Annotated in this window: 19 protein-coding genes and 3 pseudogenes; 16 read left to right on the plus strand and 6 right to left on the minus strand. The window is 62.9% G+C overall.

Annotation, left to right across the window (positions count from 1 at the left end; all coding sequences use genetic code 11):
• Nucleotides 1–135: 135 nt before the first annotated feature.
• The gene (gene fdhA / locus U5A52_RS29485; RefSeq protein ID WP_321937205.1) at nt 136–1,332 is read left to right on the plus strand and encodes a formaldehyde dehydrogenase, glutathione-independent; all 1,197 of its coding nucleotides are present in this window, start codon (nt 136–138) and stop codon (nt 1,330–1,332) included.
• Nucleotides 1,333–1,906: 574 nt separating this feature from the next.
• On the opposite strand, the gene U5A52_RS29490 is transcribed toward fdhA, so the two are convergent.
• Nucleotides 1,907–2,932 (minus strand): GlxA family transcriptional regulator, encoded by a 1,026-nt coding sequence (locus U5A52_RS29490; RefSeq protein ID WP_415774072.1) that lies wholly within the window; start codon nt 2,930–2,932, stop codon nt 1,907–1,909.
• A gap of 445 nt (nt 2,933–3,377) precedes the next feature.
• Between U5A52_RS29490 and U5A52_RS29495 the strand changes: the two genes are divergently transcribed.
• From U5A52_RS29495 to U5A52_RS29555, 14 genes and pseudogenes are all read left to right on the plus strand, one after another.
• Complete coding sequence (locus U5A52_RS29495) at nt 3,378–4,661, plus strand: serine hydroxymethyltransferase (RefSeq protein WP_321937206.1); 1,284 nt, start codon at nt 3,378–3,380, stop codon at nt 4,659–4,661.
• 50 nt (nt 4,662–4,711) lie between these two features.
• Complete coding sequence (locus tag U5A52_RS29500; protein ID WP_321937208.1) at nt 4,712–5,683, plus strand: dipeptidase; 972 nt, start codon at nt 4,712–4,714, stop codon at nt 5,681–5,683.
• Between the two features lie 93 nt (nt 5,684–5,776).
• Nucleotides 5,777–6,310 carry a DUF5943 domain-containing protein gene (locus U5A52_RS29505; protein ID WP_321937210.1) on the plus strand — a complete coding sequence of 178 codons (534 nt, stop codon included), beginning with the start codon at nt 5,777–5,779 and terminating at the stop codon, nt 6,308–6,310.
• A gap of 61 nt (nt 6,311–6,371) precedes the next feature.
• Nucleotides 6,372–8,435 carry an NADH:flavin oxidoreductase gene (locus tag U5A52_RS29510; protein ID WP_321937212.1) on the plus strand — a complete coding sequence of 688 codons (2,064 nt, stop codon included), beginning with the start codon at nt 6,372–6,374 and terminating at the stop codon, nt 8,433–8,435.
• A gap of 3 nt (nt 8,436–8,438) precedes the next feature.
• Nucleotides 8,439–10,367: a (Fe-S)-binding protein gene (locus U5A52_RS29515; protein ID WP_321937214.1), complete on the plus strand. Its 1,929-nt coding sequence runs from the start codon at nt 8,439–8,441 to the stop codon at nt 10,365–10,367.
• Between the two features lie 4 nt (nt 10,368–10,371).
• Nucleotides 10,372–11,541: an electron transfer flavoprotein subunit alpha/FixB family protein gene (locus tag U5A52_RS29520; RefSeq protein ID WP_321937215.1), complete on the plus strand. Its 1,170-nt coding sequence runs from the start codon at nt 10,372–10,374 to the stop codon at nt 11,539–11,541.
• Nucleotides 11,538–12,359, plus strand: coding sequence for an electron transfer flavoprotein subunit beta/FixA family protein (locus U5A52_RS29525; protein WP_321937216.1), 822 nt, complete (start codon nt 11,538–11,540; stop codon nt 12,357–12,359). The genes U5A52_RS29520 and U5A52_RS29525 overlap by 4 nt, the downstream gene beginning before the upstream one ends.
• Before the next feature lie 49 nt (nt 12,360–12,408).
• The gene (locus U5A52_RS29530; RefSeq protein ID WP_321915393.1) at nt 12,409–13,650 is read left to right on the plus strand and encodes an aromatic ring-hydroxylating dioxygenase subunit alpha; all 1,242 of its coding nucleotides are present in this window, start codon (nt 12,409–12,411) and stop codon (nt 13,648–13,650) included.
• A 36-nt stretch (nt 13,651–13,686) separates the two neighbouring features.
• A pseudogene (locus U5A52_RS29535) lies at nt 13,687–14,518 on the plus strand (FAD-binding oxidoreductase); the annotation flags it as partial.
• Between the two features lie 71 nt (nt 14,519–14,589).
• Nucleotides 14,590–14,838: pseudogene (locus U5A52_RS43345) on the plus strand (2Fe-2S iron-sulfur cluster-binding protein); the annotation flags it as partial.
• A gap of 111 nt (nt 14,839–14,949) precedes the next feature.
• The gene (locus U5A52_RS29540) at nt 14,950–15,810 is read left to right on the plus strand and encodes a glycine betaine ABC transporter substrate-binding protein (RefSeq protein WP_321915391.1); all 861 of its coding nucleotides are present in this window, start codon (nt 14,950–14,952) and stop codon (nt 15,808–15,810) included.
• Between the two features lie 228 nt (nt 15,811–16,038).
• Entirely contained in the window at nt 16,039–17,208 is a 1,170-nt protein-coding gene (locus tag U5A52_RS29545; protein ID WP_415764740.1) for a quaternary amine ABC transporter ATP-binding protein, read from the plus strand.
• Entirely contained in the window at nt 17,201–18,097 is an 897-nt protein-coding gene (choW, locus tag U5A52_RS29550; RefSeq protein ID WP_321915390.1) for a choline ABC transporter permease subunit, read from the plus strand. The genes U5A52_RS29545 and choW overlap by 8 nt, the downstream gene beginning before the upstream one ends.
• Nucleotides 18,098–18,160: 63 nt before the next feature.
• Entirely contained in the window at nt 18,161–19,132 is a 972-nt protein-coding gene (locus tag U5A52_RS29555; protein WP_321937236.1) for a GlxA family transcriptional regulator, read from the plus strand.
• A 605-nt stretch (nt 19,133–19,737) separates the two neighbouring features.
• On the opposite strand, the gene U5A52_RS29560 is transcribed toward U5A52_RS29555, so the two are convergent.
• A complete protein-coding gene (locus tag U5A52_RS29560) occupies nt 19,738–20,856 on the minus strand; it encodes a GlxA family transcriptional regulator (protein ID WP_321937220.1) in 1,119 nt (372 codons plus the stop codon).
• Between the two features lie 246 nt (nt 20,857–21,102).
• On the opposite strand from U5A52_RS29560, the gene U5A52_RS29565 reads away from it, so the two are divergent.
• Complete coding sequence (locus U5A52_RS29565; RefSeq protein WP_321937222.1) at nt 21,103–21,366, plus strand: hypothetical protein; 264 nt, start codon at nt 21,103–21,105, stop codon at nt 21,364–21,366.
• A gap of 16 nt (nt 21,367–21,382) precedes the next feature.
• On the opposite strand, the gene purU is transcribed toward U5A52_RS29565, so the two are convergent.
• The 4 genes and pseudogenes from purU to U5A52_RS29585 form a co-directional block, all read right to left on the minus strand.
• The gene (gene purU / locus U5A52_RS29570) at nt 21,383–22,264 is read right to left on the minus strand and encodes a formyltetrahydrofolate deformylase (RefSeq protein WP_321915388.1); all 882 of its coding nucleotides are present in this window, start codon (nt 22,262–22,264) and stop codon (nt 21,383–21,385) included.
• 645 nt (nt 22,265–22,909) lie between these two features.
• Nucleotides 22,910–23,329, minus strand: a complete 420-nt coding sequence (locus U5A52_RS29575; protein ID WP_321937224.1) for a DUF4279 domain-containing protein — start codon at nt 23,327–23,329, stop codon at nt 22,910–22,912.
• Between the two features lie 7 nt (nt 23,330–23,336).
• Complete coding sequence (locus tag U5A52_RS29580) at nt 23,337–23,492, minus strand: hypothetical protein (protein WP_321937225.1); 156 nt, start codon at nt 23,490–23,492, stop codon at nt 23,337–23,339.
• Nucleotides 23,493–23,833: 341 nt separating this feature from the next.
• Nucleotides 23,834–24,212: pseudogene (locus U5A52_RS29585) on the minus strand (hypothetical protein); the annotation flags it as partial.

Genomic DNA, 24,212 nt, shown 5'->3' on the forward strand with positions numbered 1-24,212 from the left:
GCGTCGTTTTTTGCACATCGCCGTATGCGGCGGGCAGGCTAACCTCGAAGCATCGTTACCTCACGCGAAAGCCCGCGCGAGGCAGCGCTATCTAGTGAGCAGCGTTGGAAGCTGCATCAAACAGGAGACAGCGAGATGAGCGGTAATCGAGGCGTCGTGTATCAAGGTCCGGGCAAGGTCGAGGTGCAGAACATCGCGTATCCGAAGATGGTCGATCCGAGCGGACGCTCGATCGGCCATGGCGTCATTCTGAAGGTGGTCAGCACGAACATTTGTGGCTCGGACCAGCATATGGTGCGCGGACGTACGACGGCGCCCGTCGGCCTCGTGCTGGGCCACGAAATCACGGGCGAAGTGGTGGAAGTGGGCAACGACGTCGAAACGCTGAAGATCGGCGACCTCGTTTCTGTGCCGTTCAATGTGGCCTGCGGGCGTTGCGCGATGTGCCGCGAGCAGCACACGGGCGTGTGCCTGAACGTGAATCCCTCGCGCGCGGGCGGCGCTTATGGCTATGTCGACATGGGCGGCTGGATAGGCGGCCAGGCCGAATACATGCTCGTGCCGTATGCCGATTTCAACTTGCTGAAGTTCCCGGACCGCGATCAGGCCATGTCGAAGATTCGCGATCTCACGTGCCTCTCCGATATTTTGCCCACGGGCTATCACGGCGCGGTGACGGCGGGCGTGAAACCGGGTTCGACTGTTTATATCGCGGGTGCGGGGCCGGTGGGGATGGCGGCGGCGGCTTCGGCGCGCCTGCTCGGTGCGGCCTGCACGATCGTCGGTGACATCAATGCGGAGCGTCTTGCCCATGCGAAGGCGATGGGCTTCGAAGTGGTCGATCTTTCGAAAGACGCGACGCTCGGCGAGCAGATCGAACAGATTCTTGGCAAACCGGAAATCGATTGTGCGGTGGATTGTGTGGGCTTTGAAGCGCACGGGCATGGCGCTTCCGGGCACTCGGAGGAGGCGCCGGCCACCGTGCTCAATTCGCTGATGGAGATTACGCGGCCTGCGGGGATGATTGGGATTCCGGGGCTTTATGTGACAGACGATCCGGGTGCGCGCGACGTGGCTGCGCAGCATGGGAGTTTGAGCATCCGCTTCGGGCTTGGGTGGGCCAAGTCGCATACGTTCCATACCGGGCAAACGCCCGTGCTCAAATACAACCGCAATCTCATGCAGGCGATTTTGTTTGATCGGTTGCCGATTGCCAAGATCGTTAATGTGTCGGTTATTTCGCTTGATGAGGCGCCTGAAGGCTATAAGAAGTTTGATGGTGGTGCGCCGCGGAAGTTTGTGATTGATCCGCATGGGTTGTTGGCGGCGTAGTGTTTTTTGTCGCCGGTTCTTGGGGCTTTGGCGTTTCCTTGTGATCGTGGCGGTATGCGAGCGTTGCCCCTGTGCGGGGCGGCACCTACTTTTCTTTGCAGCGGCAAAGAAAAGTAGGCAAAAGAAAGCCGCTCACACCGCCAGCGCCAGCCACAGTTCACATCGCACCACCCCACTTGAATGGCTCCGGAGCGTCTGTCATCTCGCACCATTCTCGTTAGTGACAAAGGGCTTGTCCGTTCCCGCTGCTCGCTACGCGCGCAGCGGCCGGGTCTGCAAGGGAAACCAAGGGTACGAGTCCGCTCTTGCGAGAACTCACGCGCCCCAATGGTTTTGGGTTATGCCCTTCGGGGCGCGCAGCGCCGCCGGAAGGATGAGCGCCTTGTCACTCAGTTCAGTGGTGCGAGGCGACAGACGCTCCGGAGCCATTCACCTGGGGTGGTGCGATGTGAACTGTGGCAGGCATTAGCGGTTTGAGCGGCTTTCTTTTGCCTACTTTTCTTTGCCGCTGCAAAGAAAAGTAGGTGCCGCCCCGCACAGGGGCAACGCATGCATACCGCCACGAACACAAGTTTCAAACATGCACGGTGGCAGGTGAAACAAGAGCTGCAGCAGGCGTATCCACCCCAGATAGGGGAGCGATCCGCTTTCGCCTTTCGCCGGTAGGCGCATTCCCAAACGCATCCCGATAGCTCTTGCTGAAGTGACAAGCGGATTGAAACCCGCAGGCCATCGTAATCTGCATAATCGACATATCGGTCTGCAGCAGCAGCTCGCGCGCACGGCGCAAGCGCAGCGTCAGATAGTAATGCGTCGGGGTCATGCCAAGATGCTCATGAAAGAGCCTCTGCAATTGCCGCTGCGACATATTCGCAAGACGAGCAAGCTCCTCCCGCGAGAGCGGCTCCTCGATATTGTTCTCCATGAGCGAGATGACTTCGAACAGCGACTTGTTCGCCGACCCAAGCCGGGCAACTAGCGGCATGCGCTGCTGAGCCGAGGTATCGCGCACATGCTCCACAACGAACTGCTCGGCAATCTGCGTCACGCGTGCAGTCCCCACACGCGCCGTGATGAGGTGCAGCATCATATCGAGCGGCGCAACGCCACCCGTGCAGGTCACGCGGTCGCGATCAATAACGAAGAGCTCCTTGAGAAACCGCGTGGACGGAAACTCTTCCTTCAGCGCCGACATGTTCTCCCAGTGAATCGCACACGCATATCCGGCCAGCAGCCCGGACTTCGCGAGCGCATAGGTCCCCGTGCAAAGGCTGCCCAGCGCAACCCCCATGCGCGCGAAGCGGCGCAACGCAGCGAGATGCGCCGCCGTGGTGGCGCGCTGCACGTCGATGCCGCCGCAAACGAACACGATATCGGGCTGCCCCACGCATTCGGCAGGGCCGGTGTCGATGGAAAGCCCATTGCTCGACGTGACCGGACCGCCCTCCGGGCTGATGATCGACCACCTGTAAAGCGGCTGGCCGCTCAGGTAATTAGCCATACGAAGGACTTCGATAGCGTTCGTAAACGCGATCATCGTGAAGTCGGGCAGCGGCATGAACGCGAAGTGCGCGAACGACGCTGTGCGATCCGGCAGCATGGGGGACGATTCCTTGTGATCGGTAGCCTTGTGCCCAGTGGGGGCCCGGTCAGGCCCGGGGGGCCGGCTACGCTACCGCAATTTTCGAATTTGGCGGGTCCAGTTTGCCATGCGGCAAAACCCTGAGTCATCTGGACAAAAATGCCAAACGCGGAAAAGAACGAGGGTGCGGGATTGGTGCACTGCGATGCACGATAAATAATTCGGATTGGGAAACATGGGGCACCGTGCACCTTGAGCGGGCGGGTGCAGCCACGGTCACTTGTGAAAAATGGACGCGGATGGCGGAAAAGGAAAAGAACGCGTCTGAATTTCGACGTTGAGCGCCATTTCGAACGACAAGAATAGAACCGTCGGTCCCCAACCGGTTAAACCGCCGTAAAGCCAGCCGTGACGGGGCCTCCAGCATTGCAGGACGTCCTTCATTCATTGTCACGGAAGCCCCATGTCGAATACTCAACCTTTCTTTTCGCAAACGCTGGCGCAGCGCGATTCGGCGGTTCGCGGCAGCATCCTGAAAGAACTCGAGCGGCAGCAGTCGCAGGTCGAAATGATCGCGTCGGAAAACATCGTGTCGCGCGCCGTGCTCGAGGCGCAAGGCTCGGTGCTGACCAACAAGTACGCGGAAGGCTATCCGGGCAAGCGTTACTACGGCGGTTGCGAATTCGCCGACGAGGTGGAAGCGCTTGCCATCAGCCGCATCAAGCAGCTTTTCAATGCCGGTTTCGCCAACGTGCAACCGCACTCGGGCGCGCAGGCCAACGGTTCGGTCATGCTCGCGCTCGCCAAACCGGGCGACACTGTGCTCGGCATGTCGCTCGACGCGGGCGGCCACCTCACGCACGGCGCCAAGCCGGCGCTTTCCGGCAAGTGGTTCAACGCCGTGCAGTACGGCGTGAATCGCGAAACCATGCTGATTGACTACGACCAGGTCGAAGCGCTCGCGCAGCAGCACAAGCCGAACCTCATCATCGCGGGCTTTTCCGCTTATCCGCGCGCGCTCGACTTCGCACGTTTTCGTGCGATCGCCGACTCGGTCGGCGCCAAACTCATGGTAGACATGGCGCATATCGCGGGCATCATCGCGGCGGGGCGGCATCAGAATCCGGTCGAGCATGCGCATGTCGTCACGTCGACGACTCACAAGACGCTGCGCGGCCCGCGCGGCGGCTTCGTGCTGACCAACGACGAGGAGATCGCGAAGAAGATCAACTCGGCCGTATTCCCCGGCCTGCAAGGCGGCCCGCTCATGCATGTGATCGCGGGCAAGGCCGTGGCGTTCGGCGAAGCGCTCGATGCGAGCTTCAAGACCTATATCGACAGTGTGCTCGCCAATGCGAAGGCGCTGGGCGAGGTGCTGAAAGCAGGCGGTGTGGACCTCGTGACGGGCGGCACGGACAACCACCTGCTGCTCGTCGATCTGCGGCCCAAGGGCCTCAAGGGCAATCAGGTCGAGCAGGCGCTGGAGCGCGCCGGCATCACCTGCAACAAGAACGGCATTCCGTTCGACGCCGAAAAGCCCACGGTCACCTCGGGCATTCGCCTCGGCACGCCCGCAGGCACCACGCGCGGCTTTGGCGTGAACGAATTCCGCGAGATCGGCCGCCTGATTCTCGAAGTGTTCGACTCACTGCGCACGCATCCCGAAGGCGACGCGGCCACCGAGCAGCGCGTGCGCCGCGAGATCTTCGCGCTGTGCGAACGCTTCCCGATCTACGCGCAAGCCTGATTCATCACACCACCGCCTTTCAATTTTATTCGCGAGTTCCGGAGCGGCTAATGAGCACTCTGCACGACAACAGCATCATCATCGACGGTCTGAACATTTCGAAGTTCGAGCGCTCGGTGTTCGAAGACATGCGCAAGGGCGGCGTTACCGCCGTCAACTGCACGGTTTCTGTATGGGAAGACTTCCAGAAGACCGTCGACAACATCGCGCAAATGAAGCAGCAAATTCGCGAGTACAGCGAGATCCTCACGCTCGTGCGCACGACCGACGACATTGTGCGTGCGAAGAAAGAGAACAAGACCGGCATTATCTTCGGCTTCCAGAACTCGTATGCGTTCGAGGACAACCTCGGGTATATCGAGGTGTTCAAGGAACTCGGCGTGAATGTCGTGCAGCTTTGCTACAACACGCAGAACCTGGTCGGCACGGGCTGCTATGAGCCGGACGGCGGTCTCTCCGGCTACGGGCGCGAAGTGATCCAGGAAATGAACCGCGTGGGTATCCTCGTCGATCTTTCGCACGTGGGCGGAAAGACTTCGTCGGATGCGATTGCCTGCTCGAAGAAGCCGGTCACGTATTCGCACTGCTGTCCGTCGGGTCTCAAGGAGCATCCGCGCAACAAGACCGATGAGCAATTGAAGGAACTCGCCGATGCGAACGGTTTCGTCGGCGTGACCATGTTCGCGCCGTTCCTCAAGAAAGGCCCGGATTCGACCGTCGAGGATTACATCGAAGCGATCGAATACGTGGTCGATCTGATCGGCGAAGACCGCGTAGGCATTGGCACCGACTTCACGCAGGGCTACAGCACCGAGTTCTTCGACTGGATCACGCACGACAAGGGCCGTTATCGCCGCCTCACGAATTTCGGCAAGGTGGTGAATCCGGAAGGCATCCGCACGATCGGTGAATTTCCCAATCTCACCGCTGCCATGCAAAAAGCAGGCTGGAGCGAAACGCGCATCAAGAAGGTGATGGGCGAGAACTGGATGCGTGTGTTCGGCGAAGTCTGGGGCGGTTGACCGCCAGGCCTGACCGGTTGATACGGAAAGGCCATCGCAACAAATTAGAAACCCTAAATAAATTCGCTCACTGAGTCACTGGAGCCCCACGAAATGCAACCGCAACTGCCGATCGATGTCGATCCCGCCACCGGCGTCTGGACCACGGACGCGCTGCCGATGCTGTATGTGCCGCGCCACTTCTTCACCAACAATCACACCGCCGTGGAAGAGGCGCTGGGCCGCGACGCGTACGCCGAGATTCTCTACAAGGCCGGCTATAAGTCGGCGTACCACTGGTGCGCGAAGGAAGCCGAAAAGCACGGCATCACCGGCATGGCCGTGTTCGAGCATTACCTGAAGCGTCTTTCGCAGCGCGGCTGGGGCCTTTTCACGATCCGCGAGGCGGACCCGGCCACGGCGCGCGCGAAGATCGAATTGCGCCATTCGTCGTTCGTGCTCGCGCAGCCGGGCAAGGAAGGCAAGCTCTGCTACATGTTCGCGGGCTGGTTCGCAGGCGCGATGGACTGGGTGAACGACACCACGGAAGGCGGCGAGAACGCGCCGCGCGCGCACTCGAAGGAAGTGCAGTGCGCCGCCGAAGGCCACGCGCACTGCGTATTCGAAGTCTCGCCGATCGCCGCCTGAACGGCCGGCGCCCCGTAATACAGGACTCACCGAAAGACACGAACACCAGAGGTCGTCTGCGATGCGCTACCCCAATTTGTTCAAACCCTTGACGCTCAATCAGCTCACGCTGCGTAACCGCATCGTCAGCACGGCCCATGCGGAGGTCTACGCGGAGCCGGGCGGCTTGCCGGGCGAGCGCTATATCCGCTACTACGAGGAGAAGGCCAAGGGTGGCGTGGGCCTCGCCGTGTGCGGTGGCTCGAGCCCGGTGTCGATCGACAGTCCCCAGGGCTGGTGGAAATCGGTGAACCTCGCCACGGACAAGATCATCGATCCGCTCGCGCGTCTGGCCGAAGCCATGCACCGCCACGGCGCGAAGATCATGATCCAGGCCACGCATATGGGCCGCCGTTCCGCCTTTCACGGCGAACACTGGCCGCATCTGATGTCGCCTTCGGGTGTGCGCGAACCGGTGCACCGCGGCAACGCGAAGATCATCGAGGTGGAGGAAATCCGCCGCATCATCGGCGACTTCGCGGCGGCAGCGAAGCGCGTGAAAGACGCGGGCATGGACGGCATCGAAATCTCCGCCGCGCACCAGCATCTGATCGATCAATTCTGGAGCCCGCGCACGAACTTTCGCACCGACGAATGGGGCGGCTCGCTCGAAAACCGTCTGCGCTTTGGCGTGGAAGTGCTCAAGGCCGTGCGTGAGGCGGTGGGCAAGGACTTTTGCGTCGGACTGCGTATGTGTGGCGACGAATTCCATGAAGACGGCCTTGATCACGAGCAGTTGAAGGACATCGCGCAGGCGATGTCGGAAACGGGTCTCATAGATTATCTCGGCGTCATCGGCTCCGGCGCGGACACGCACAACACGCTCGCGAACTGCATGCCGCCCATGGCGCTGCCGCCCGAGCCGTTCGTGCATCTCGCGGCTGGCATCAAGTCGGTGGTCAAGCTGCCCGTGATGCACGCGCAGAGCATTCGCGACGCGGGCCAGGCCGAGCGTTTGCTCGCGAGCGGCATGGTCGATCTCGTCGGCATGACGCGCGCGCAGATCGCCGACCCGCACATGGTCATCAAGATTCGCGACGGCCGCGAAGACGAAATCAAGCAGTGCGTGGGCGCGAACTATTGCATCGACCGCCAGTACAACGGGCTCGACGTGCTGTGCGTGCAGAACGCCGCAACGTCGCGCGAAGCGACCATGCCCCATGTCATCGAAAAGTCGCGTGGCCCGAAGCGTAAGGTCGTGGTGGTCGGCGCGGGCCCGGCGGGGCTGGAAGCGGCGCGCGTGGCGCGGCTGCGCGGCCATGACGTGGTGCTGTTCGAAAAGAACGACGCCGTGGGCGGCCAGATCCTGCTCGCAGCGAAAGCGCCGCAGCGCGAGCAGATGGCGGGCATCGTGCGCTGGTTCGACATGGAGACGAAGCGCCTGGGCGTGGATCGCCGCCTTGGCGTCGCGGCCGACGAGAAAACGATTCTCGCGGAAAAGCCCGACATCATCGTGCTCGCAACCGGTGGGTCGAGCTTCACGCAGCAGGTTCCGGCCTGGGGCGTGGAAGAGGGGCTGGCCGTGAGCGCGTGGGACATCCTGAGCGGCAAGGTCGAGCCGAAGCAGAACGTGCTCGTGTACGACGGCGTGAGCACGCATGCGGGCGCGGGCGTGGCCGACTTCATTTCGAGCCGTGGCTCGAAGGTCGAAATCGTCACGCCCGACGTCAAGGTCGCCGACGACGTGGGCGGCACCACGTTCCCGATCTTCTATCGCCGCCTCTACGCACAGGGCGTGATTCACACGCCGAATTACTGGCTCGATCGCGTGTACGAAGAAGACGGCAAGAAGATCGCCGTGCTGCGCAACGAGTACACGGAGGAGCAGGAAGAGCGCGCCGTCGATCAGGTAGTGATCGAAAACGGCAGCACGCCGAACGACGAGTTGTACTGGAAGCTCAAGCCCGAATCGGTCAATCGCGGTCAGGTGGACGTGCACAAGCTCTTCGCGGCCGAGGCGCAGCCGTGTCTTTCCGAGGACCTCGGTAATGGCCGTTTCCTGCTCTTCCGCGTGGGCGACTGCATTTCCTTGCACAACATCCACGGCGCGATTTACGACGCGCTGCGGCTTGCCAAGGACTTCTGAACCATGAATCCGACCTGGCTCATTACCGCGCTGTTGTGGATGTCGATGGCGGGGCTCGCGTTCGCGGTCGCGAAGCGCGCCGCCTTCTGGCGGGTGGGGCGCGCCGCCGCGCCCAGCTCCGTGGGCTTCGGCAAGCTGTTCAGCATACCGAAACGTTATTTCGTCGATTTGCACCACGTGGTGGCGCGTGACCCGTATATTGCGAAGACGCACGTCGCGACGGCCGGTGGTGCGATCGCGGCGCTTGCGCTCGTGTTCGTCAACTACGGGCTCGCGATCTATTCGCCGTGGCTCGACAAGCTCATCTTTCTCGCGGCGCTCGCCATGCTGATCGGTGCGGTGTTCGTCTGGCGTCGCCGTCACGCGAAAGATGTCCCAGCGCGTCTATCGCGTGGGCCGTGGAATACGCTGCCGTGGCTGCTCGGTTCGTTCGCGCTGGGCGTGGCGCTCTTTACGTTGGTGCCTGCGGGCGCCATGTCGGGCGGCTTCGCGGTGCTTTGCGCCGTGCTGATCGGCGTTGGCGCGTTCGCGATGACGTTTGGCGCAGCGAAGGGCGGCCCGATGAAGCACGCGATTGCCGGCCTGTTGCATCTGGCGTTCCATCCGCGCCAGGAGCGCTTTTCGGCAACGCGCGAGGGTTGGACCGGCAACGGCACGGCCACGCCGCCCACGGCGCTGAAGCTCCCCGACATCGAAGAGAAGCAGGAATACGGCGTGGCGAAGCCCGTTGAGTTTCGCTGGAACCAGCTGTTGAGCTTCGATGCCTGCGTGCAGTGCGGCAAATGCGAGGCCGCGTGCCCCGCATTCGCTTCGGGCCAGCCGCTCAATCCCAAGAAGCTGATTCAGGACCTCGTGGTCGGCATGGCGGGCGGCACCGACGCGGCCTATGCGGGCAGCCCCACGCCCGGCATCCAGGTTGGCCAGCATAGCGGTGCGCCGAACGGCCCGATCGTTTCCGGCCTGATCGAAGCGCAAACGCTTTGGTCGTGCACCACCTGCCGCGCCTGCGTGCAGGAGTGCCCCATGCTGATCGAGCACGTCGATGCGATCGTCGACATGCGCCGCAACCAGACGCTCGTGCTTGGCGAAGTGCCGGGCAAGGGCCCCGAAGTGCTCGCCAATCTGCGCGAAACGGGCACGGCCGGCGGCTACGACAAGGCGGCGCGCTACGACTGGGCGGTGGACCTCAATGCACCCGTGGCGCAACCGGGCAAGCGTGTGGACATTCTCGTGGTGGCGGGCGAGGGCGCGTTCGACATGCGCTATCAGCGCACGCTGCGCGCGCTCGTGAAGGTGCTCAACAAGGCGGGCGTGAACTACGCGGTGCTCGGCGGGTGCGAAACCGACACAGGCGACGTGGCGCGCCGCCTGGGCGACGAAGCGACGTTCCAGCGCATGGCCAGGCAGATGATGACGACGCTCGCTACGCTGAACTTCGCGCGCATCGTGACCGCCGATCCGCATGTCATGCACAGCCTGCGCAACGAGTACCGCGCGCTGGGCGGGCGTTACGAGGTGCTGCATCACACAACCTACCTCGCGGAGCTTGCCGCAACCGGACGCATCGCGCCCAAGGCCGTGCAGGCGCTCGCTGAAAAGCGCACGACGTATCACGATCCTTGCTATCTGGGCCGCTACAACGGCGAAACCGAAGCGCCGCGCAAGCTGCTCAAGACCATCGGCATCAAGGTCGTGGAGATGGAGCGCAGCGGCATGCGCGCACGTTGCTGCGGCGGCGGTGGCGGCGCGCCGCTCACCGATATTCCCGGCAAGCAGCGCATTCCCGATATCCGCATCGCCGACGCGCGCGCAGTGAACGCCGACGTCGTCGCCGTGGCCTGCCCGCAATGCACGGCCATGCTCGAAGGCGTGGTGGGCCCGCGCCCGGACGTGCTCGACGTGGCCGAACTCGTGGCCGCCTCGCTGGAGTGAGTCGATGAATACCCTCAAACGAATCGATCCGCGCCGCCCCTTCGTCGTCACGGCGGCTGGCCTCAAGCGCATTACGCTGGGCGAGACCGGCAGCGCGGATGCAAGCGCGGCGCAATGGCTCATGCAACACGGTCACGCCGGTGCGACGAAGCCTCGTCGTGTGATTAGCAACCCGAACCAGTTTTTGCTCGTAGTCGCGCATGCCGAACGCGGCGCGCTCGACGACCACGCGTGCCAGGCCATTGCCGCCGCCGCGCTGCTCGCCGACGCGCAAACCGAAGTGGCGCTGCTCGTGTTCGGCGAACTGAAAGACGACGCCGGGGCGCTCGGCGTGGACAAGCTGATCGAACTGCCCGGATTCGAGCGCCGCACGTTCGCGCCGGAAAGCGAGTTGCGCGCGCTGCAGGCCTGCGCGGCGGCGCTTGCCCCGAAGCATGTATTTGTGCCCGACAACGCCTATGGCGACGGCGATCTCGGGCGGCGCTACGCGGCCAGCGCCGGGGCGAGCGTGGCGGCGCATGTGGTGGAGATCGACGCGAAGCATGTCGGCGTGTACGAGCAGGCAAAGCGCGCGTGGGCCGCGCGCGCGCTGCCCGATGTGATCCTGCTCGCGCCGAACGCCGTCGATTCGAAGCTGCCGTTCGTTGGTGCGGGTGAGCGCCTTGCGGGCGATTTCATCCGGCCTGCCAACGACCTCGCGTCGCCGTATAAGGATCTCGGCCTCGAATCCATCGACGCCGCCCAGGTCGCGCTCGAAGAAGCCGATTTCATCGTCTCGGCGGGCAACGGCGTGACCGACATCGCGGCGTTTGGCCGGCTCGCGGGCGCATTCGGCGCCGCCATTGGCGCGAGCCGCGTGGCCGTGGACAACGGTCACTTCACGCGCGACAAGCAGGTGGGCGCAACGGGCAAGACGGTCGAGGCGAGCGTGTATATCGCGTTCGGCATTTCCGGGGCCGTGCAGCACTTGCAGGGCATCAAGGACTGCCGCCATGTGATCGCCGTGAATCTCGACGGCAGCGCGCCAATCGCGAAGCGCGCCAATCTGACCGTGGTCGGCGACGCGCAAGGCACCATCGCCGCGCTGATCGAGCAGGTGCAGGCCGCACGCGCCACGCGGGGCGGGGCAAGCGCCATACATGACGACACGCATTGCGCAGGAGTTGCCGCATGAACGCACGCCATGATCCTCAACGCAGAATCGAGCGCATCGCGGTGCTCGTTTCAGTGGGGCGCCACCCGGTAAGCGGTGCACCGCGCTATAGCCGCAACGACGCGCTCGCGCTCGACCTTGCGCGCACGCTCGCCGAGCGGCATCGCGCGCGTCTGTCCGTGCTGCATGCAGGCGACGCCGCCGATCCGGCGCTCGCCGAATACCTTGCGCTAGGCGCGCAGGAAGTGGAGGTGCTGGCCTGCACGCCGTCTGACGACGCGGCGCGCCTTATCGCCGAGCGCGTGCGCGGTTACGACCTCGTATTGACCGGCACGCGCGCCGAAGGGGCGCACGACAGCGGCATGCTGCCGTACCGCTTGGCAGCCGCGCTTGGGGTGCCGTTGGTGGGGAGCGCCGTGGACATCGACGTCAATGTGGCCGCGCGCACCGCCGTCGTGCGGCAGTTCCTGCCCAAAGGGCTGCGCCGGCGCGTGCAAACGGCGCTGCCCGCCGTGATCGCCGTGCATCCGCTCGCCAACGCCCAGCCTCGCTATGCCTACGCGCGCTTGCGTGCGGGCGCGGTGCGGCCCGAGCACGCCACGCGTGCGAGCGTTGCCGCTTCCACCGAATCCACCGAATCCGCCGCATGGACCGTTGGCCCCATCGAGCGCAAGCCTGTGCGCCTCGCCGCGGCAGAGAAGCGCTCGGGCCACGCGCGCATGCTTTCGGCGACCACGACCGAAAGCCGGGGCGGCAACGTCGTAATTGAGGGGAGTTCGGTCGAAAAAGCACAAGTGATCCTCGCTTATTTGCGCGAGCATCAACTCATCGACTACTGATTTTGCTGGCGTGTCGGCAACGAACTGGGATGAAAAATCCGGAGCACACATGAAAGTAACGGCAGAGATTCGCGCACTGATCGAGCGGCGTCAGGCGGGTTACAGCCTGGAAGCGCCCTTCTACCTGAGCGAGGAGATTTTCGCGCTCGATATGGAGACGATTTTCCGGCAGCACTGGATCGAGGTCGCAACCGAAGCGGAAATTCCCGAACCGGGCGATTACGTGACCATCGAACTGGCGGGCGACTCGATCCTGATCGTGCGCGACGACGACATGCAGGTGCGCGCGTTCCACAACGTCTGCCGCCATCGCGGTGCGCGCCTGTGCAATGAAGAAAAGGGCTCGGTGGGCAATATCGTCTGCCCGTACCACAGCTGGACCTACAACCTCACCGGCGCGCTGATGTTCGCCGAGCACATGGGCGAGCAGTTCGACCGCTGCAAGCACAGCCTCAAGACCGTGCACGTGGAAAATCTCGCGGGCCTGATCTTCGTGTGCCTCGCCGAAGAACCGCCCACCGACTTCGCGGACATGCGCGCCGAAATGGAGCCGTATTTGCTGCCCCACGATCTGGCGGGCTGCAAGGTCGCCGCGCAGGTCGACATCATCGAGAAGGGCAACTGGAAGCTCGTGATGGAAAACAACCGCGAGTGCTATCACTGCGTGGCGAACCATCCCGAGCTGACCATTTCGCTCTACGAATACGGCTTTGGCTACGCACGGACGGAAGCCAATGCGGAAGGCATGGATGCGTTCGAGCGCACCTGCAACGAGCGCGCGAAGCAGTGGGAAGCAATGGACCTGCCGTCGGTCGAAATCGAAAAACTGCTGGACGTCACCGGTTTTCGCACGCAACGCCTGCCGCTCGACCGCTGCGGCGAGTCGCAAACGCTCGACGCGAAGGTCGCCTCGAAGAAGCTGCTTGGCGAATTCCGCACAGCGGATCTAGGCGGTCTCTCGTTCTGGACGCAGCCGAATTCGTGGCATCACTTCATGAGCGATCACATCGTGTCGTTTTCGGTCATTCCGCTTTCCGCGGGCGAGACGCTCGTGCGCACGCGCTGGCTCGTTCACAAGGACGCGCGCGAAGGCATCGACTACGACGTGGACAATCTCACCGCCGTGTGGAACGCGACCAACAACCAGGACCGCACGCTCGTGGAGTATTCGCAGCGCGGCGCGGCGAGCAGCGCGTATGAGCCGGGCCCGTATTCGCCGTACACGGAAGGGCTCGTCGAAAAGTTCTCGGCCTGGTATATCGGCCGCCTCGCCAGGCAGATCGGCGCATAACGCACGCGCGTAAAAGTAAAGAGAGCGGAGTTTGACATGATGCGAGACGCGGCCCAATTCAATCCACTCGATCTCAGCGACAGCCGGGTGACGCGCCCGGCGTTCTGGGGCGCGTTGCCCGAACGGTGGACGAGCGAGGTCGAAGAAACCCTCGAGTGCTGCCACGTATGGCAGGAAACGCACGACGTGAAGAGTTTTTTCCTGCGCTCGCCGCAGGGCCGCACGTTCTCGTTCGAGCCGGGGCAATTCCTCACACTCGAACTCGAGATCGACGGGGAGGCCATCAACCGGTGCTATACGATTTCGTCGTCGCCCGCGCGGCCTCATACGATTTCCATCACGGTCAAGCGGGTGCCTGGCGGCAAGGTGTCGAACTGGCTGCACGACAATCTGCGCCCAGGCATTGCGCTGCGCGTGCTCGGGCCGGCCGGCGAATTCACGTGCGCGCGTCACCCTGCGCCGAAGTATCTGTTTCTTTCCGCCGGCTCGGGCGTCACGCCGCTCATGTCGATGAGCCGCGCACATCACGATCTCGCCGAGGACCGCGACATCGTTTTCGTGCATAGCGCGCGCACGCCCGACGACATCATCTTCGCGCGCGAGCTGGAACTGATCGCTGCGAGCCGCGCCAATTTCCGCACGTCGTTCGTCTGCGAGAGGGTGGGCGCACGCACCGATTGGCCGGGCGTGACCGGCTTTCTTTCGCTGCCGCTGTTGAAGCTCATTGCGCCGGACTTCATGGAGCGCGAAATCTTCACCTGTGGCCCCGCGCCCTACATGAAAGCCGTGCGCGATCTGCTCGACGAAGCCGGTTTCGCGCGCGAACGCTACCACGAAGAGAGTTTTTCATTTGAAACGCTTACGGCGCCAGAAGATGCGCCAGTGGAGCAGCCTCCGGCGGAATCAGAATCGTCCGTCGAAACGGCCAGCTTCAAGATCACGTTCGCGAAGAGCCGCCGCGAGATTGAATGCGGCGCACAACAGACCGTGCTCGATGCCGCGCGTCAAGCGGGCGTGCGGTTGGCCTCTTCGTGCAGCCAGGGCATGTGTGGAACCTGCAAGGTCAAGCTCGTTTCCGGGCAGGTGGAGATGAAGCATAGCGGCGGCATACGCCAGCGCGAAATCGATCAAGGCATGGCGCTGCTGTGCTGCTCGAAGCCGCTGTCCGACCTCGTCGTCGACAAATAGCGCGCGCGTCGCGCAACGACAAGAACACGTCGTAAATCGACGTTAGCGGCAGATTGTGGCGGGCGAATCTGCATAGGACGGGGCGCTTGCCCATATCACAGGAGATCGACCATGAAGCTGGCTGGAAAACTCTTTTGGACCGGTGTGTTATCGGCGATGGTGAGCTTGAGCGCCCCGGCATTTGCCGACGGCAAGCCGACCTTGAAGATCGGTTATGTCGAAGGCTGGGACGACAGCGTGGCGACGTCGAACGTGGCCGCGCGCATCATCGAGAAGCGCTATGGCTACCCGGTGCAACTCGTGCCCGTGGCCGCGGGCATCATGTGGCAGGGCGTGGCGCGCGGCGACCTCGACGCGACGCTTTCCGCCTGGCTGCCGGTCACCCAGGGCGCGTACTGGGCGCAGTTCAAGGACAAGGTGGTCGACCTCGGCACGAACTTCCCAGGCGCGAAGATCGGCCTCGTGGTGCCTGACTACGTGAGCGCGAAGAGCATCGCCGATCTGAACGCGGACAAGTCGGCGTTCGGCGGGCGCATCGTCGGCATCGACGCGGGCGCGGGCGTGATGCGCAAAACCGACGAGGCCGTCAAGCAATACGACCTCAGCTACAGCGTGATGCCGAGTTCGGGCAGCGCGATGACGGCCGAGCTGGCGCGCGATGTGGGCTCGAAAAAGCCCGTGATCGTCACGGGCTGGACCCCGCACTGGATGTTCGCCAAGTACAAGCTGCGCTTCCTCGACGATCCGAAGAACGTGTACGGCGCAGCCGAGCACGTGGACAACGTGGCCAACCCGGAGCTTGAGAAGAAGGCGCCGCAGGTGGTGGCGTTCCTGAAGAATTTCCAGTGGAAGCCGGGCGAGATCGACAGCGTGATGCTCGCGATCCAGAACGGCGAGAAGCCCGACGCCGCCGCCGACACGTGGATCGCCGCGCACGGCGACCGCGTGAATGCCTGGGCAGCCACGCAGTAATCATCAGCAGAAAAACGGCAGGGGGCCCGCTGTGGCCCCGCCAGACCCGTGTCCGTTACGGGGTGCGCGCCGCGGTTGTGCACGCGCAGCACGTGATTTTCCTGAAGCGGCGCCGTGTCGCTTTTGCGTAAGCGTCTGTCGCAATTCGCCATCCCGGCCGGGCTTTTTCTGGCAACCATGTAGACATACCGTGCGGGCCGGCGCCTGCCGTTCGAGGAGATGGAGTCGATGAAATCCCCCAAGATCGTGGTCGATGGATTATGCAAAGTGTTCGGGCCCAACCCGAAGCTTGCACGTGAGCTGCTCGCCAAGGGCGCAACGAAAGACGAACTGTTCGCCAAGACCGGCTACGTGCTCGGTGTGAACAATGCCTCGTTCGAGGTGCATGAAGGCGAGATTTTCGTGCTGATGGGGCTTTCCGGCTCGGGCAAGTCCACGCTGATCCGGCTCATCAACCGGCTCGTGGAGCCCACTGCCGGCAAGGTCATCATCGACGGGCGCGATATCGCCGCCGTGCGGCGCTCGGAGCTGGTCTCGCTGCGCCGCACCGACATGAGCATGGTGTTTCAGTCGTTCGCGCTCATGCCGCAGCGCAGCGTGCTGGCGAACGCCGCGTTCGGCCTCGAAGTGGCGGGCGTGGGCCGCAAGGAACGCGAGCGGCGCGCGCTGAGCGTGCTCGAGCAAGTCGGTCTCGCGGCATTTGCGCAGAAGCTGCCCGCCGAGCTTTCGGGCGGCATGCAGCAGCGTGTGGGTCTCGCCCGCGCGCTTGCGGTGAATCCCTCGCTGATGATCATGGACGAAGCGTTTTCCGCACTCGATCCGCTCAAGCGCAAGGAAATGCAGAACGTGCTGCTGCAACTGCAAAAGGAGCAGCGCCGCACGATCATGTTCGTCTCGCACGATCTTGAAGAGGCGCTGCGCATTGGCAGCCGCATCGCGATCATGGAAGGCGGTCGTATCGTGCAGATCGGCACGCCGCAGGAAATCATCAGTAATCCTGCCGATGACTACGTACGCGCGTTCTTCGACGGCGTGGACACGAGCCGCTATCTCACGGCAGGCGATCTCATGCAGCGCGAAGCGGTGCCGCTCATTCGCTCGCTCGACGCGAAAAGCGTGGCTTCGTCGCTCAACGGCAGCGCCGAATACGCGTTCGTGCTGGACGGGCAGCGGCGCATCAGCGGTTTCGTCACGCGCGATGCGATTGGCGCCGCGCAGCCGTCGCTCAAGAAAGTCGAATGCATCACGCTGGGCACGCCGCTGGAGCAGGTCGTGACGCGCGTGTGCGCGAACACGACGGCGCTGCCCGTGGTCGACGACGAGGGCCGTTACTGCGGCTCCATCGATCAGGCTGCCGTTCTGAAGGTCATTACGCGTAATCGAGGTGCTCATGTCTGAGATCATTCCCATCGGCCAGTGGGTCGATCAGTCGGTTCACTATCTGCTCGACCACGACGCCAACAGCTTCGACGCCGTCGGCAAGGCCATCGAGGGCTTCGCCGCACTTGTCGAGCACGGCTTGCAGGCTATCCCCATGTGGGCGCTCATGGCGTTCTTTATCGCCATCGGCCTGTGGCGCGTGGGCTGGCGCTTCGCGATCTTCGCGACCTGTTCGCTATTGCTGATCTATGCGACCGGCTTCTGGGATCAGACCGTCGTGACACTCGGCCTCACGCTTTCGTCAACGGTGATCAGCCTCGTGATCGGCATTCCGCTCGGCATCTGGACGGCCAAGAGCAAGGTCGTGCAGACCATCGTGCGGCCCATCCTCGACCTGATGCAGACGATGCCGGCCTTCGTCTATCTGATTCCTGCCGCGATGCTGTTTGGCCTTGGCCGCGTGCCAGGCATTCTCTCCACCGTGATCTTCGCCATGCCGCCCGCCGTGCGCCTCACGAGCCTCGGCATCAAGCATGTGAACCGCGAGATCGTGGAAGCCGGGCAGGCGTTCGGTTGCACGCCGTGGCAGTTGCTGTACAAGGTGCAGTTTCCGAATGCGCTGCCTTCGATCATGCAGGGCGTGAACCAGACCATCATGATGGCGCTTTCCATGGTCATCATCGCTTCGATGGTCGGGGCTGGAGGTCTTGGCAACGATGTGCTCGCGAGTATTCAGCGGCTGGATATTGGCCTCGGTTTCGAAAGCGGACTTTCAGTCGTGCTGCTCGCGATTATTCTCGACCGCATTACCGAAAGCTTTGGCCGCGCACCGGGCGCCGTGAAAGCACCGTTGTTCTCCGGGCTCAAGCATCTAATGCGCGTGCGGCCTGCAGTCGTCGAGGCGTAATGGTTTGAACTAATACGATCAACCGCCGTTCCCGAGGAGCGCAATGTGACGACCGACATCGCCATGCCCGAGCCCGAAACGCGCACGGCATCGTCCATCAGGCATTTCGGTTTCCTGACGTTGCAGAACTTTTCGATGATCGCGTTTTCGAGCGCGGTCGAGGTTCTGCGCATGGCGAACTACGTGGGGCGCGCGGACCATTACCGCTGGTCGATCTACTCGCTCGACGGCGCACCGGCCCGCGCCAGCAACGGCATCACGGTGCGCCCCGCGCAGGCGCTCGACCCGGCGTGCCTGCCGGACGTGCTGATCGTGTGCGGCGGCATACGCATTCGCGAGATCATGAGCGACAGCGTGCGCGCCACGCTCGCCATGGTGGCGCAGCAGGGCGTGCCGCTTGGCGGCATCTGCACCGGTGCATACGCGCTGATGGCGAGCGGGCTGCTGGACGGTTATCGCTGCGCCGTGCATTGGGAAGATCTTACGGTGCTGCACCAGGAGTTCCCGCGCGTACGCTTTGCCGACGAGCTGTTTGTTGTCGATCGCGACCGCCTTACCTGCACCGGGGGCACCGCGCCGCTCGACCTGATGCTTGAACTCGTTGGCGCGCGCCTTGGGCAAAGCCTTGCTGCGAAGGTGTCCGAACAGTTCATCCTCGAACGCATTCGCAGCTCCACTGATCTGCAGCCCATACCCGTGGACGCGCGCGTGGGCTTTTCGCGGGCCGAACTCGTGGAGGTCGTGCGGCTGATGGAGGCGAATATCAAGGAGCCGCTTTCGCTGGAGGAGCTGGCGCGGCTCGTGCGGCTCTCGCAGCGGCATTTGCAGCGGATGTTCAAGGCGTATTTGAACGTATCGCCGACACATTACTACCTCACGTTGCGGTTGAAACGTGCGCGTGAGTTGTTGCGTACCACCGATACGTCGATCTCACGTGTGACCGCGATTTGTGGGTTCAATTCGCCTTGCCATTTTAGTAAGGCGTATCGGGTGCAGTTTGGGCATGCGCCGAGTCATGAGCGGCGTGGGGAGTAGGGGGGGCTTGCGGCTGCTGACGGTTGGAACTTGTTTTCGCGTCGGTATGCCAGCGTTGCCCCTGTGCGGGGCGGCACCTACTTTTCTTTGCAGCGGCAAAGAAAAGTAGGCAAAAGAAAGCCGCTCAAACCGCCAGCGCCAGCCACAGTTCACATCGCGCCACCAAGGGTTAATGGCTCCGGAGCGTCTGTCACCTCGCACCACCGAACTGAGTGACAAGGCGCTCATCCTTCCGGCGGCGCTACGCGCGCCGAAGGGCATAACCTAAAACCAGTGGTGCGCTTGCATTGCGTTACCGCATGACAATGCCCCTGGTTTCCCTTGCAGACCCGGCCGCTGCGCGCGTAGCGAGCAGCGGGAACGGACAAGCCCTTTGTCACTAACGAGAATGGTGCGAGGTGACAGACGCTCCGGAGCCATTCACCTGGGATGGTGCGAGGTGAACTGTGGCAGGCGCTGGCGGTTTGAGCGGCTTTCTTTTGCCTACTTTTCTTTGCCGCTGCAAAGAAAAGTAGGTGCCGCCCCGCACAGGGGCAACGCATGCATACCGCCACGATCACAAGGAAAGGCCAAAGCCCCAGAAAGACCACAACAAAAAAAACACATCAATGCAGCGACACCCGAACAACGCCCCCCTCAGCATCCGCCCGCGGAAGCGGCGATTCACTGCGCAACAGCGCATCGAGATCCGCCAACTGCGCAGCATCCTGCCCACTGCGCTGCGCGCGAAACATGACAGGCGGCACGCCAAACTGCTTACGAAATTCGCGCCCAAGATGCGAAGCATCCGAAAACCCACAACTCGAAGCAATATCGGCAACAGTGCGATCCGAACTCGTGAGCAGCCAGGCCGCAGTGCGCAGGCGCAGCACGTTGGCGAACGCACGCGGGCTCTTACCCGTTTCCGCCTTGAAAAGCCGTTCGAGCTGCCGCGCCGAGAGATTCAGTTTGCAGGCCAGCTCTTCCAGCGGCACGTTGCGGCCAACCTGCTGCTCCATCAGCAGCACGGCGCGCTTGACCTTCGGGTGCGTGGCGGGTTCGAGGCCGGGCGGGTGAGGCTGGGGCGCATTGCCCTTTTGCATTTCGCCAACCAGCAAAATGCGCAACGCCTTCTGCACGGTCGCGTGATCGAAGTGGCGCAGCAAAATCGCCGCGGCGACGTCGATCGATGCGCGCCCGCCCGAGCACGTAATGCGACGGCGGTCGATCGCGAACAGGCGGTCGGCGACGATAGCGTCGGCATTGACGTTGGGGAAGCGCTCGATGAAGTCCCAGTAGTGGAACCAGCTCACGCAAATACGATGGCCGTCCAGCACGCCGGCGCGCATGAGCGCGAACACGCCCGTGCAGATCCCGACCACTGTCGTCTCGCCGCTGGCCGCGCGGCGGATGTACTGCAGCGTGGCTTCGCTCGCGTGCGGGCCGGAGTGCAGCAGTCCGCCCACGACCACGAGATAGTCGACCGGCTCGGCATCGGCAAAGGTTTCCCACGGCGCGATCTGAATGCCGCAACTCGCACGCACGGGCGCGAGCGTTTCGCCGATCACGCGCCAGGAGCAGCGCACCGGCTTGCTGTAATCGCCTTCGTCGGCGGACAAACGCAGCATGTCGACGAATCCGGAGAACGCGGTCAGCGTGAAGTTCGGCAGCAGCACGATGCCAAAGCGAATGCGCTCCTTGGGAGCGGCGTCGAAGGAAACGGCGGTGGCAAGTGTGTCGGACATGGGGGCGCAGGAAATCGGCAATACGGTTTCAGCCAAGCATCCCCGATATGGCCCCCAGGCGCTTGTCGTTTTCCGCCATCGATCTTCGCAAAAGCGAAATCCGCGCAATGTTGAAAGGAATACCTGCCGCATGGCGGCGCGGTTCTGTCGCCCTGGCGCGTTCGTTCTAGCGGCAGCGCCGCCGCTTTGGTCAACTCGCTAGTGGGCACGCGCCCCACGCCGAACCTATCCACGAGGCCTGCTTTCATGCCGCGCACCGAAACCGTCGAACTCAACAAGCGCGCCCGTCACGGCGACGCCGAGGCCGCGCTCGCGCTGCTGGAGCAGAGCATGACGCGCGGGCACGGGCGCATCGGGCTGCTGCGCTATTTGCAGGCGCGTTGCGTGGGCGCGGCGCTCGAGCAGCGGCATCACGACTACGCGCAACGGGTGGCCAGCGAGATGAGCGAAGGCCCGTTCGCGGCGCTAGTCGCGCAAGCGCAGCGCCGCCACGGCAACGCGGCGGCTTGAACACCCTCGCTCGTGCTTACAGCACGACGGTGCGCCCGTCGTTGATGAACACCCGGCGCTCGAGAAATACCCGCACGGCGCGCGCGAGCGTCACGCATTCGACGTCGCGCCCGACGGCCAGCAGGCGCTCGGGGTTCAGCGAGTGGTCGACCCGCTGCACTTCCTGCTCGATGATCGGGCCTTCGTCGAGATCGTCGGTGACGAAGTGCGCCGTCGCGCCGATTAGCTTGACCCCGCGCACATGCGCCTGGTGATAGGGCCGCGCGCCCTTGAAGCCAGGCAGGAAAGAGTGGTGGATGTTGATCGCGCGGCCGGCCAGCTTCTGGCTCGTTTCGTCGGAAAGAATCTGCATGTAGCGCGCAAGAATCAGCAGCTCCGAGCCGGTCGAGTCGAACAGGTCGAGGATCGCGGCTTCCTGTTCGCGGCGCGTTTCCGGCGTAACAGGAAGATAGTGAAACGGCAGATCGTGCTGCCGCGCGAGCGGTTCGAAATCGCGGTGATTCGAGGCAATGCCCGCAATGTCCATCTGCAGCTCGCCCATGCGCCAGCGAAACAGCAGGTCGGCCAGGCAGTGTTCAAGCTTGGAGACCATGATGAGCACTTTGGGACGCACCCGCAGATCGTGGATGGCCCAGGTCATCTCATGCTTGCGGCCGACGCTCGCGAATTCGTCGCGCAGGCCCGCGAGATCGAAGCGCTCGCCCGCGCCGGGCTGCACGACCTCGTGAAAGACGCAACGCAGGAAAAAGCGCGTGCTGATGTCGTCGTCGAACACCGTGAGTTCGTCGATATAGCCGCGGTGCGCGTCGAGAAAGCCGGCGACCGCGGCAACCTGCCCGGCGGCGGCGGGGCAGGACAGCGTGAGCACGTAGCGGTGCTGTGGGTCTTCGGTGGGCATGCGCGTTCTCCTCGTGTCGTGATGCGCCCGGTGCGTCTTGCGGTTCGTGCCGGGGCGCTGGCGTGATGGCGCAAGTAAGCCATCAATCCGGGCGTGGCACATAGAACCCACGCGCTGTATCGCGAGAATGAAAACGCCAAACGCGGCAGACGCGCGCCGACCCGAAGCAAAGCGCTTTTGCCCTGATGGCTGTCGCTTTGCTCCTAGCGCGCGGCTTTTAGGGCTGAGGCGAATCTGGAACGGAGATGGAGAGATGCGTGGGTCTGCAGGTAAGGGTGTGGAGTAGGCGGCGTGGGCGCTTCTTCGTGCGCATAAGTCGCTCGCCGCCCGGTGGATGTCGTGAGCCGCGCGAACTACGGCAATGAGGCAATCTGATCTTGCGCCATGTTGACGTTTTGCATGAAGTTGAACGGATGGCCTGGCCGGCGCACCGGTACGCTGCATGCCCTTTTTTCGGGCCACATTACAACAGCGCACCGCTTTCAGGATGGTTCTCCATCAATACCCTCTGACCTCTGACATCGGCGGCATGCGCCGCTTTTCCCGGCGAGGGCGTTCCATTGGGCGGGTCGCGCTGTAGTGATTTGTAGGTGCGTTCTCGATTCAGTATGAATGCCACCTTGCACAAGACTTGTCGGCCTTGTGCTATCGATACTCGTCAATCTCGACTGTACCGCCCATTGTCTCCATCATGACGCGAATATCATCGGGCACATCGGGGACACGATCACCGGATTCGTTGTCCCAGTAGCAGAAGAAACGCATGTGTGCGTCTTTGTCTGCAAGGAGTTGACGGAGGTCTTCGCGTGGTAGATTTAGGTGACGGATGAGATAGCGAAAATGAGGTTCGAGTGAATCACTACGAACAGCTGTCTTGCTTCGAATGCCCCATACTCCGGTCCGACCCTGTACGCTGCTAAACCGGCCGGAAGGAGTTTTGAATCGTTGGCCCTTCACGACCGAAAAATCCGGGGGGACCCCGAAATATGCCGTCCAGAACTCGGGGTGGAGACTATCTCCGGCAACCGAGAACGAGACATAGGCCAGTTGGTGTGTGTTTGTCATGTCGTGCTCAGAATGCGTAATCGTGCATGTTGCCGATGATGTTTTTTCTAAACTCGATATTTCCGTTGTCGTGCCAAATGACATTATCGTCGCCACGCAAGTCAAGATCGTCCTTCATGACGTGCACCATGTCGCCGAATGTGTCGCGATCGTAGCCAAGCATCTTCGCCGCGTAGTCTGGATTGTTGGTTGATTTGGCAAGCTGCGCTACGTCAGCACTAAGTTCGAGCGGCTGATAGTCGAACGGCTGTGCATCACTGAGCGTCGCCGCTCAAATCAGCGTCATTGCCACCGAGCAAAGCGCCTGCCGCTGGTTCAACGAACCCTAAGAATCCTGCGCCTCCATCTCCTTCGCCAGTACTTGCGGCACTGCTTACAGCTTGCGTCAGTCCCGTTGCGGCTTTGGTTCCCTGCGAAGGCACATCGAATGCCTCAGAGAGGGTAGACCCTGCTCCAGCCGTTTTTCCCTCCTGGCGGCCTTGAATGCGACCCACAGATCCCATGTCAACGGACGGTTCGCGTTTCCCCCGCCAGATGCACTTGCCGACTGCCAGAACTGCGGTGCTCGCGTGAGCCGGAACACGCGCGGCCGCTGCGTCCACTGCCGGTCCATATACGGCACAAGGCGACCACTGCGCACCACATCGACACGGAGAAGGCGCCCACCACGACGGACGCGCAACGCTGGAAGAACGCCAGATGAATGAACGGCGCACGCCCATTGCGCGGCGCGGCGCCGATGGCGATCCACGTCAGGCCAATGGGGACCAGCAAGACCGCGAAGATCGCCATGGCCTGGAACCACATCGAGACGCTCTCGAATGCCATAGGCGGAAAAATCGACCCGGCGAACAAAATGGCCTTGGGGTTGAGCACGGTGGCG

The organism is Paraburkholderia sp. J8-2 (assembly GCF_905220195.1).
Classification (GTDB): domain Bacteria; phylum Pseudomonadota; class Gammaproteobacteria; order Burkholderiales; family Burkholderiaceae; genus Paraburkholderia.

Excerpts from the sequence above, each read along its gene's own strand:
- fdhA (WP_321937205.1), top strand. The coding sequence starts at position 136 with ATGAGCGGTAATCGAGGCGTCGTGTATCAAGGTCCGGGCAAGGTCGAG.
- U5A52_RS29490 (WP_415774072.1), bottom strand. The coding sequence starts at position 2,932 with ATGCTGCCGGATCGCACAGCGTCGTTCGCGCACTTCGCGTTCATGCCG.
- U5A52_RS29495 (WP_321937206.1), top strand. The coding sequence starts at position 3,378 with ATGTCGAATACTCAACCTTTCTTTTCGCAAACGCTGGCGCAGCGCGAT.
- U5A52_RS29500 (WP_321937208.1), top strand. The coding sequence starts at position 4,712 with ATGAGCACTCTGCACGACAACAGCATCATCATCGACGGTCTGAACATT.
- U5A52_RS29505 (WP_321937210.1), top strand. The coding sequence starts at position 5,777 with ATGCAACCGCAACTGCCGATCGATGTCGATCCCGCCACCGGCGTCTGG.
- U5A52_RS29510 (WP_321937212.1), top strand. The coding sequence starts at position 6,372 with ATGCGCTACCCCAATTTGTTCAAACCCTTGACGCTCAATCAGCTCACG.
- U5A52_RS29515 (WP_321937214.1), top strand. The coding sequence starts at position 8,439 with ATGAATCCGACCTGGCTCATTACCGCGCTGTTGTGGATGTCGATGGCG.
- U5A52_RS29520 (WP_321937215.1), top strand. The coding sequence starts at position 10,372 with ATGAATACCCTCAAACGAATCGATCCGCGCCGCCCCTTCGTCGTCACG.
- U5A52_RS29525 (WP_321937216.1), top strand. The coding sequence starts at position 11,538 with ATGAACGCACGCCATGATCCTCAACGCAGAATCGAGCGCATCGCGGTG.
- U5A52_RS29530 (WP_321915393.1), top strand. The coding sequence starts at position 12,409 with ATGAAAGTAACGGCAGAGATTCGCGCACTGATCGAGCGGCGTCAGGCG.
- U5A52_RS29540 (WP_321915391.1), top strand. The coding sequence starts at position 14,950 with ATGAAGCTGGCTGGAAAACTCTTTTGGACCGGTGTGTTATCGGCGATG.
- U5A52_RS29545 (WP_415764740.1), top strand. The coding sequence starts at position 16,039 with ATGAAATCCCCCAAGATCGTGGTCGATGGATTATGCAAAGTGTTCGGG.
- choW (WP_321915390.1), top strand. The coding sequence starts at position 17,201 with ATGTCTGAGATCATTCCCATCGGCCAGTGGGTCGATCAGTCGGTTCAC.
- U5A52_RS29555 (WP_321937236.1), top strand. The coding sequence starts at position 18,161 with ATGCCCGAGCCCGAAACGCGCACGGCATCGTCCATCAGGCATTTCGGT.
- U5A52_RS29560 (WP_321937220.1), bottom strand. The coding sequence starts at position 20,856 with ATGTCCGACACACTTGCCACCGCCGTTTCCTTCGACGCCGCTCCCAAG.
- U5A52_RS29565 (WP_321937222.1), top strand. The coding sequence starts at position 21,103 with ATGCCGCGCACCGAAACCGTCGAACTCAACAAGCGCGCCCGTCACGGC.
- purU (WP_321915388.1), bottom strand. The coding sequence starts at position 22,264 with ATGCCCACCGAAGACCCACAGCACCGCTACGTGCTCACGCTGTCCTGC.
- U5A52_RS29575 (WP_321937224.1), bottom strand. The coding sequence starts at position 23,329 with ATGACAAACACACACCAACTGGCCTATGTCTCGTTCTCGGTTGCCGGA.
- U5A52_RS29580 (WP_321937225.1), bottom strand. The coding sequence starts at position 23,492 with ATGCTTGGCTACGATCGCGACACATTCGGCGACATGGTGCACGTCATG.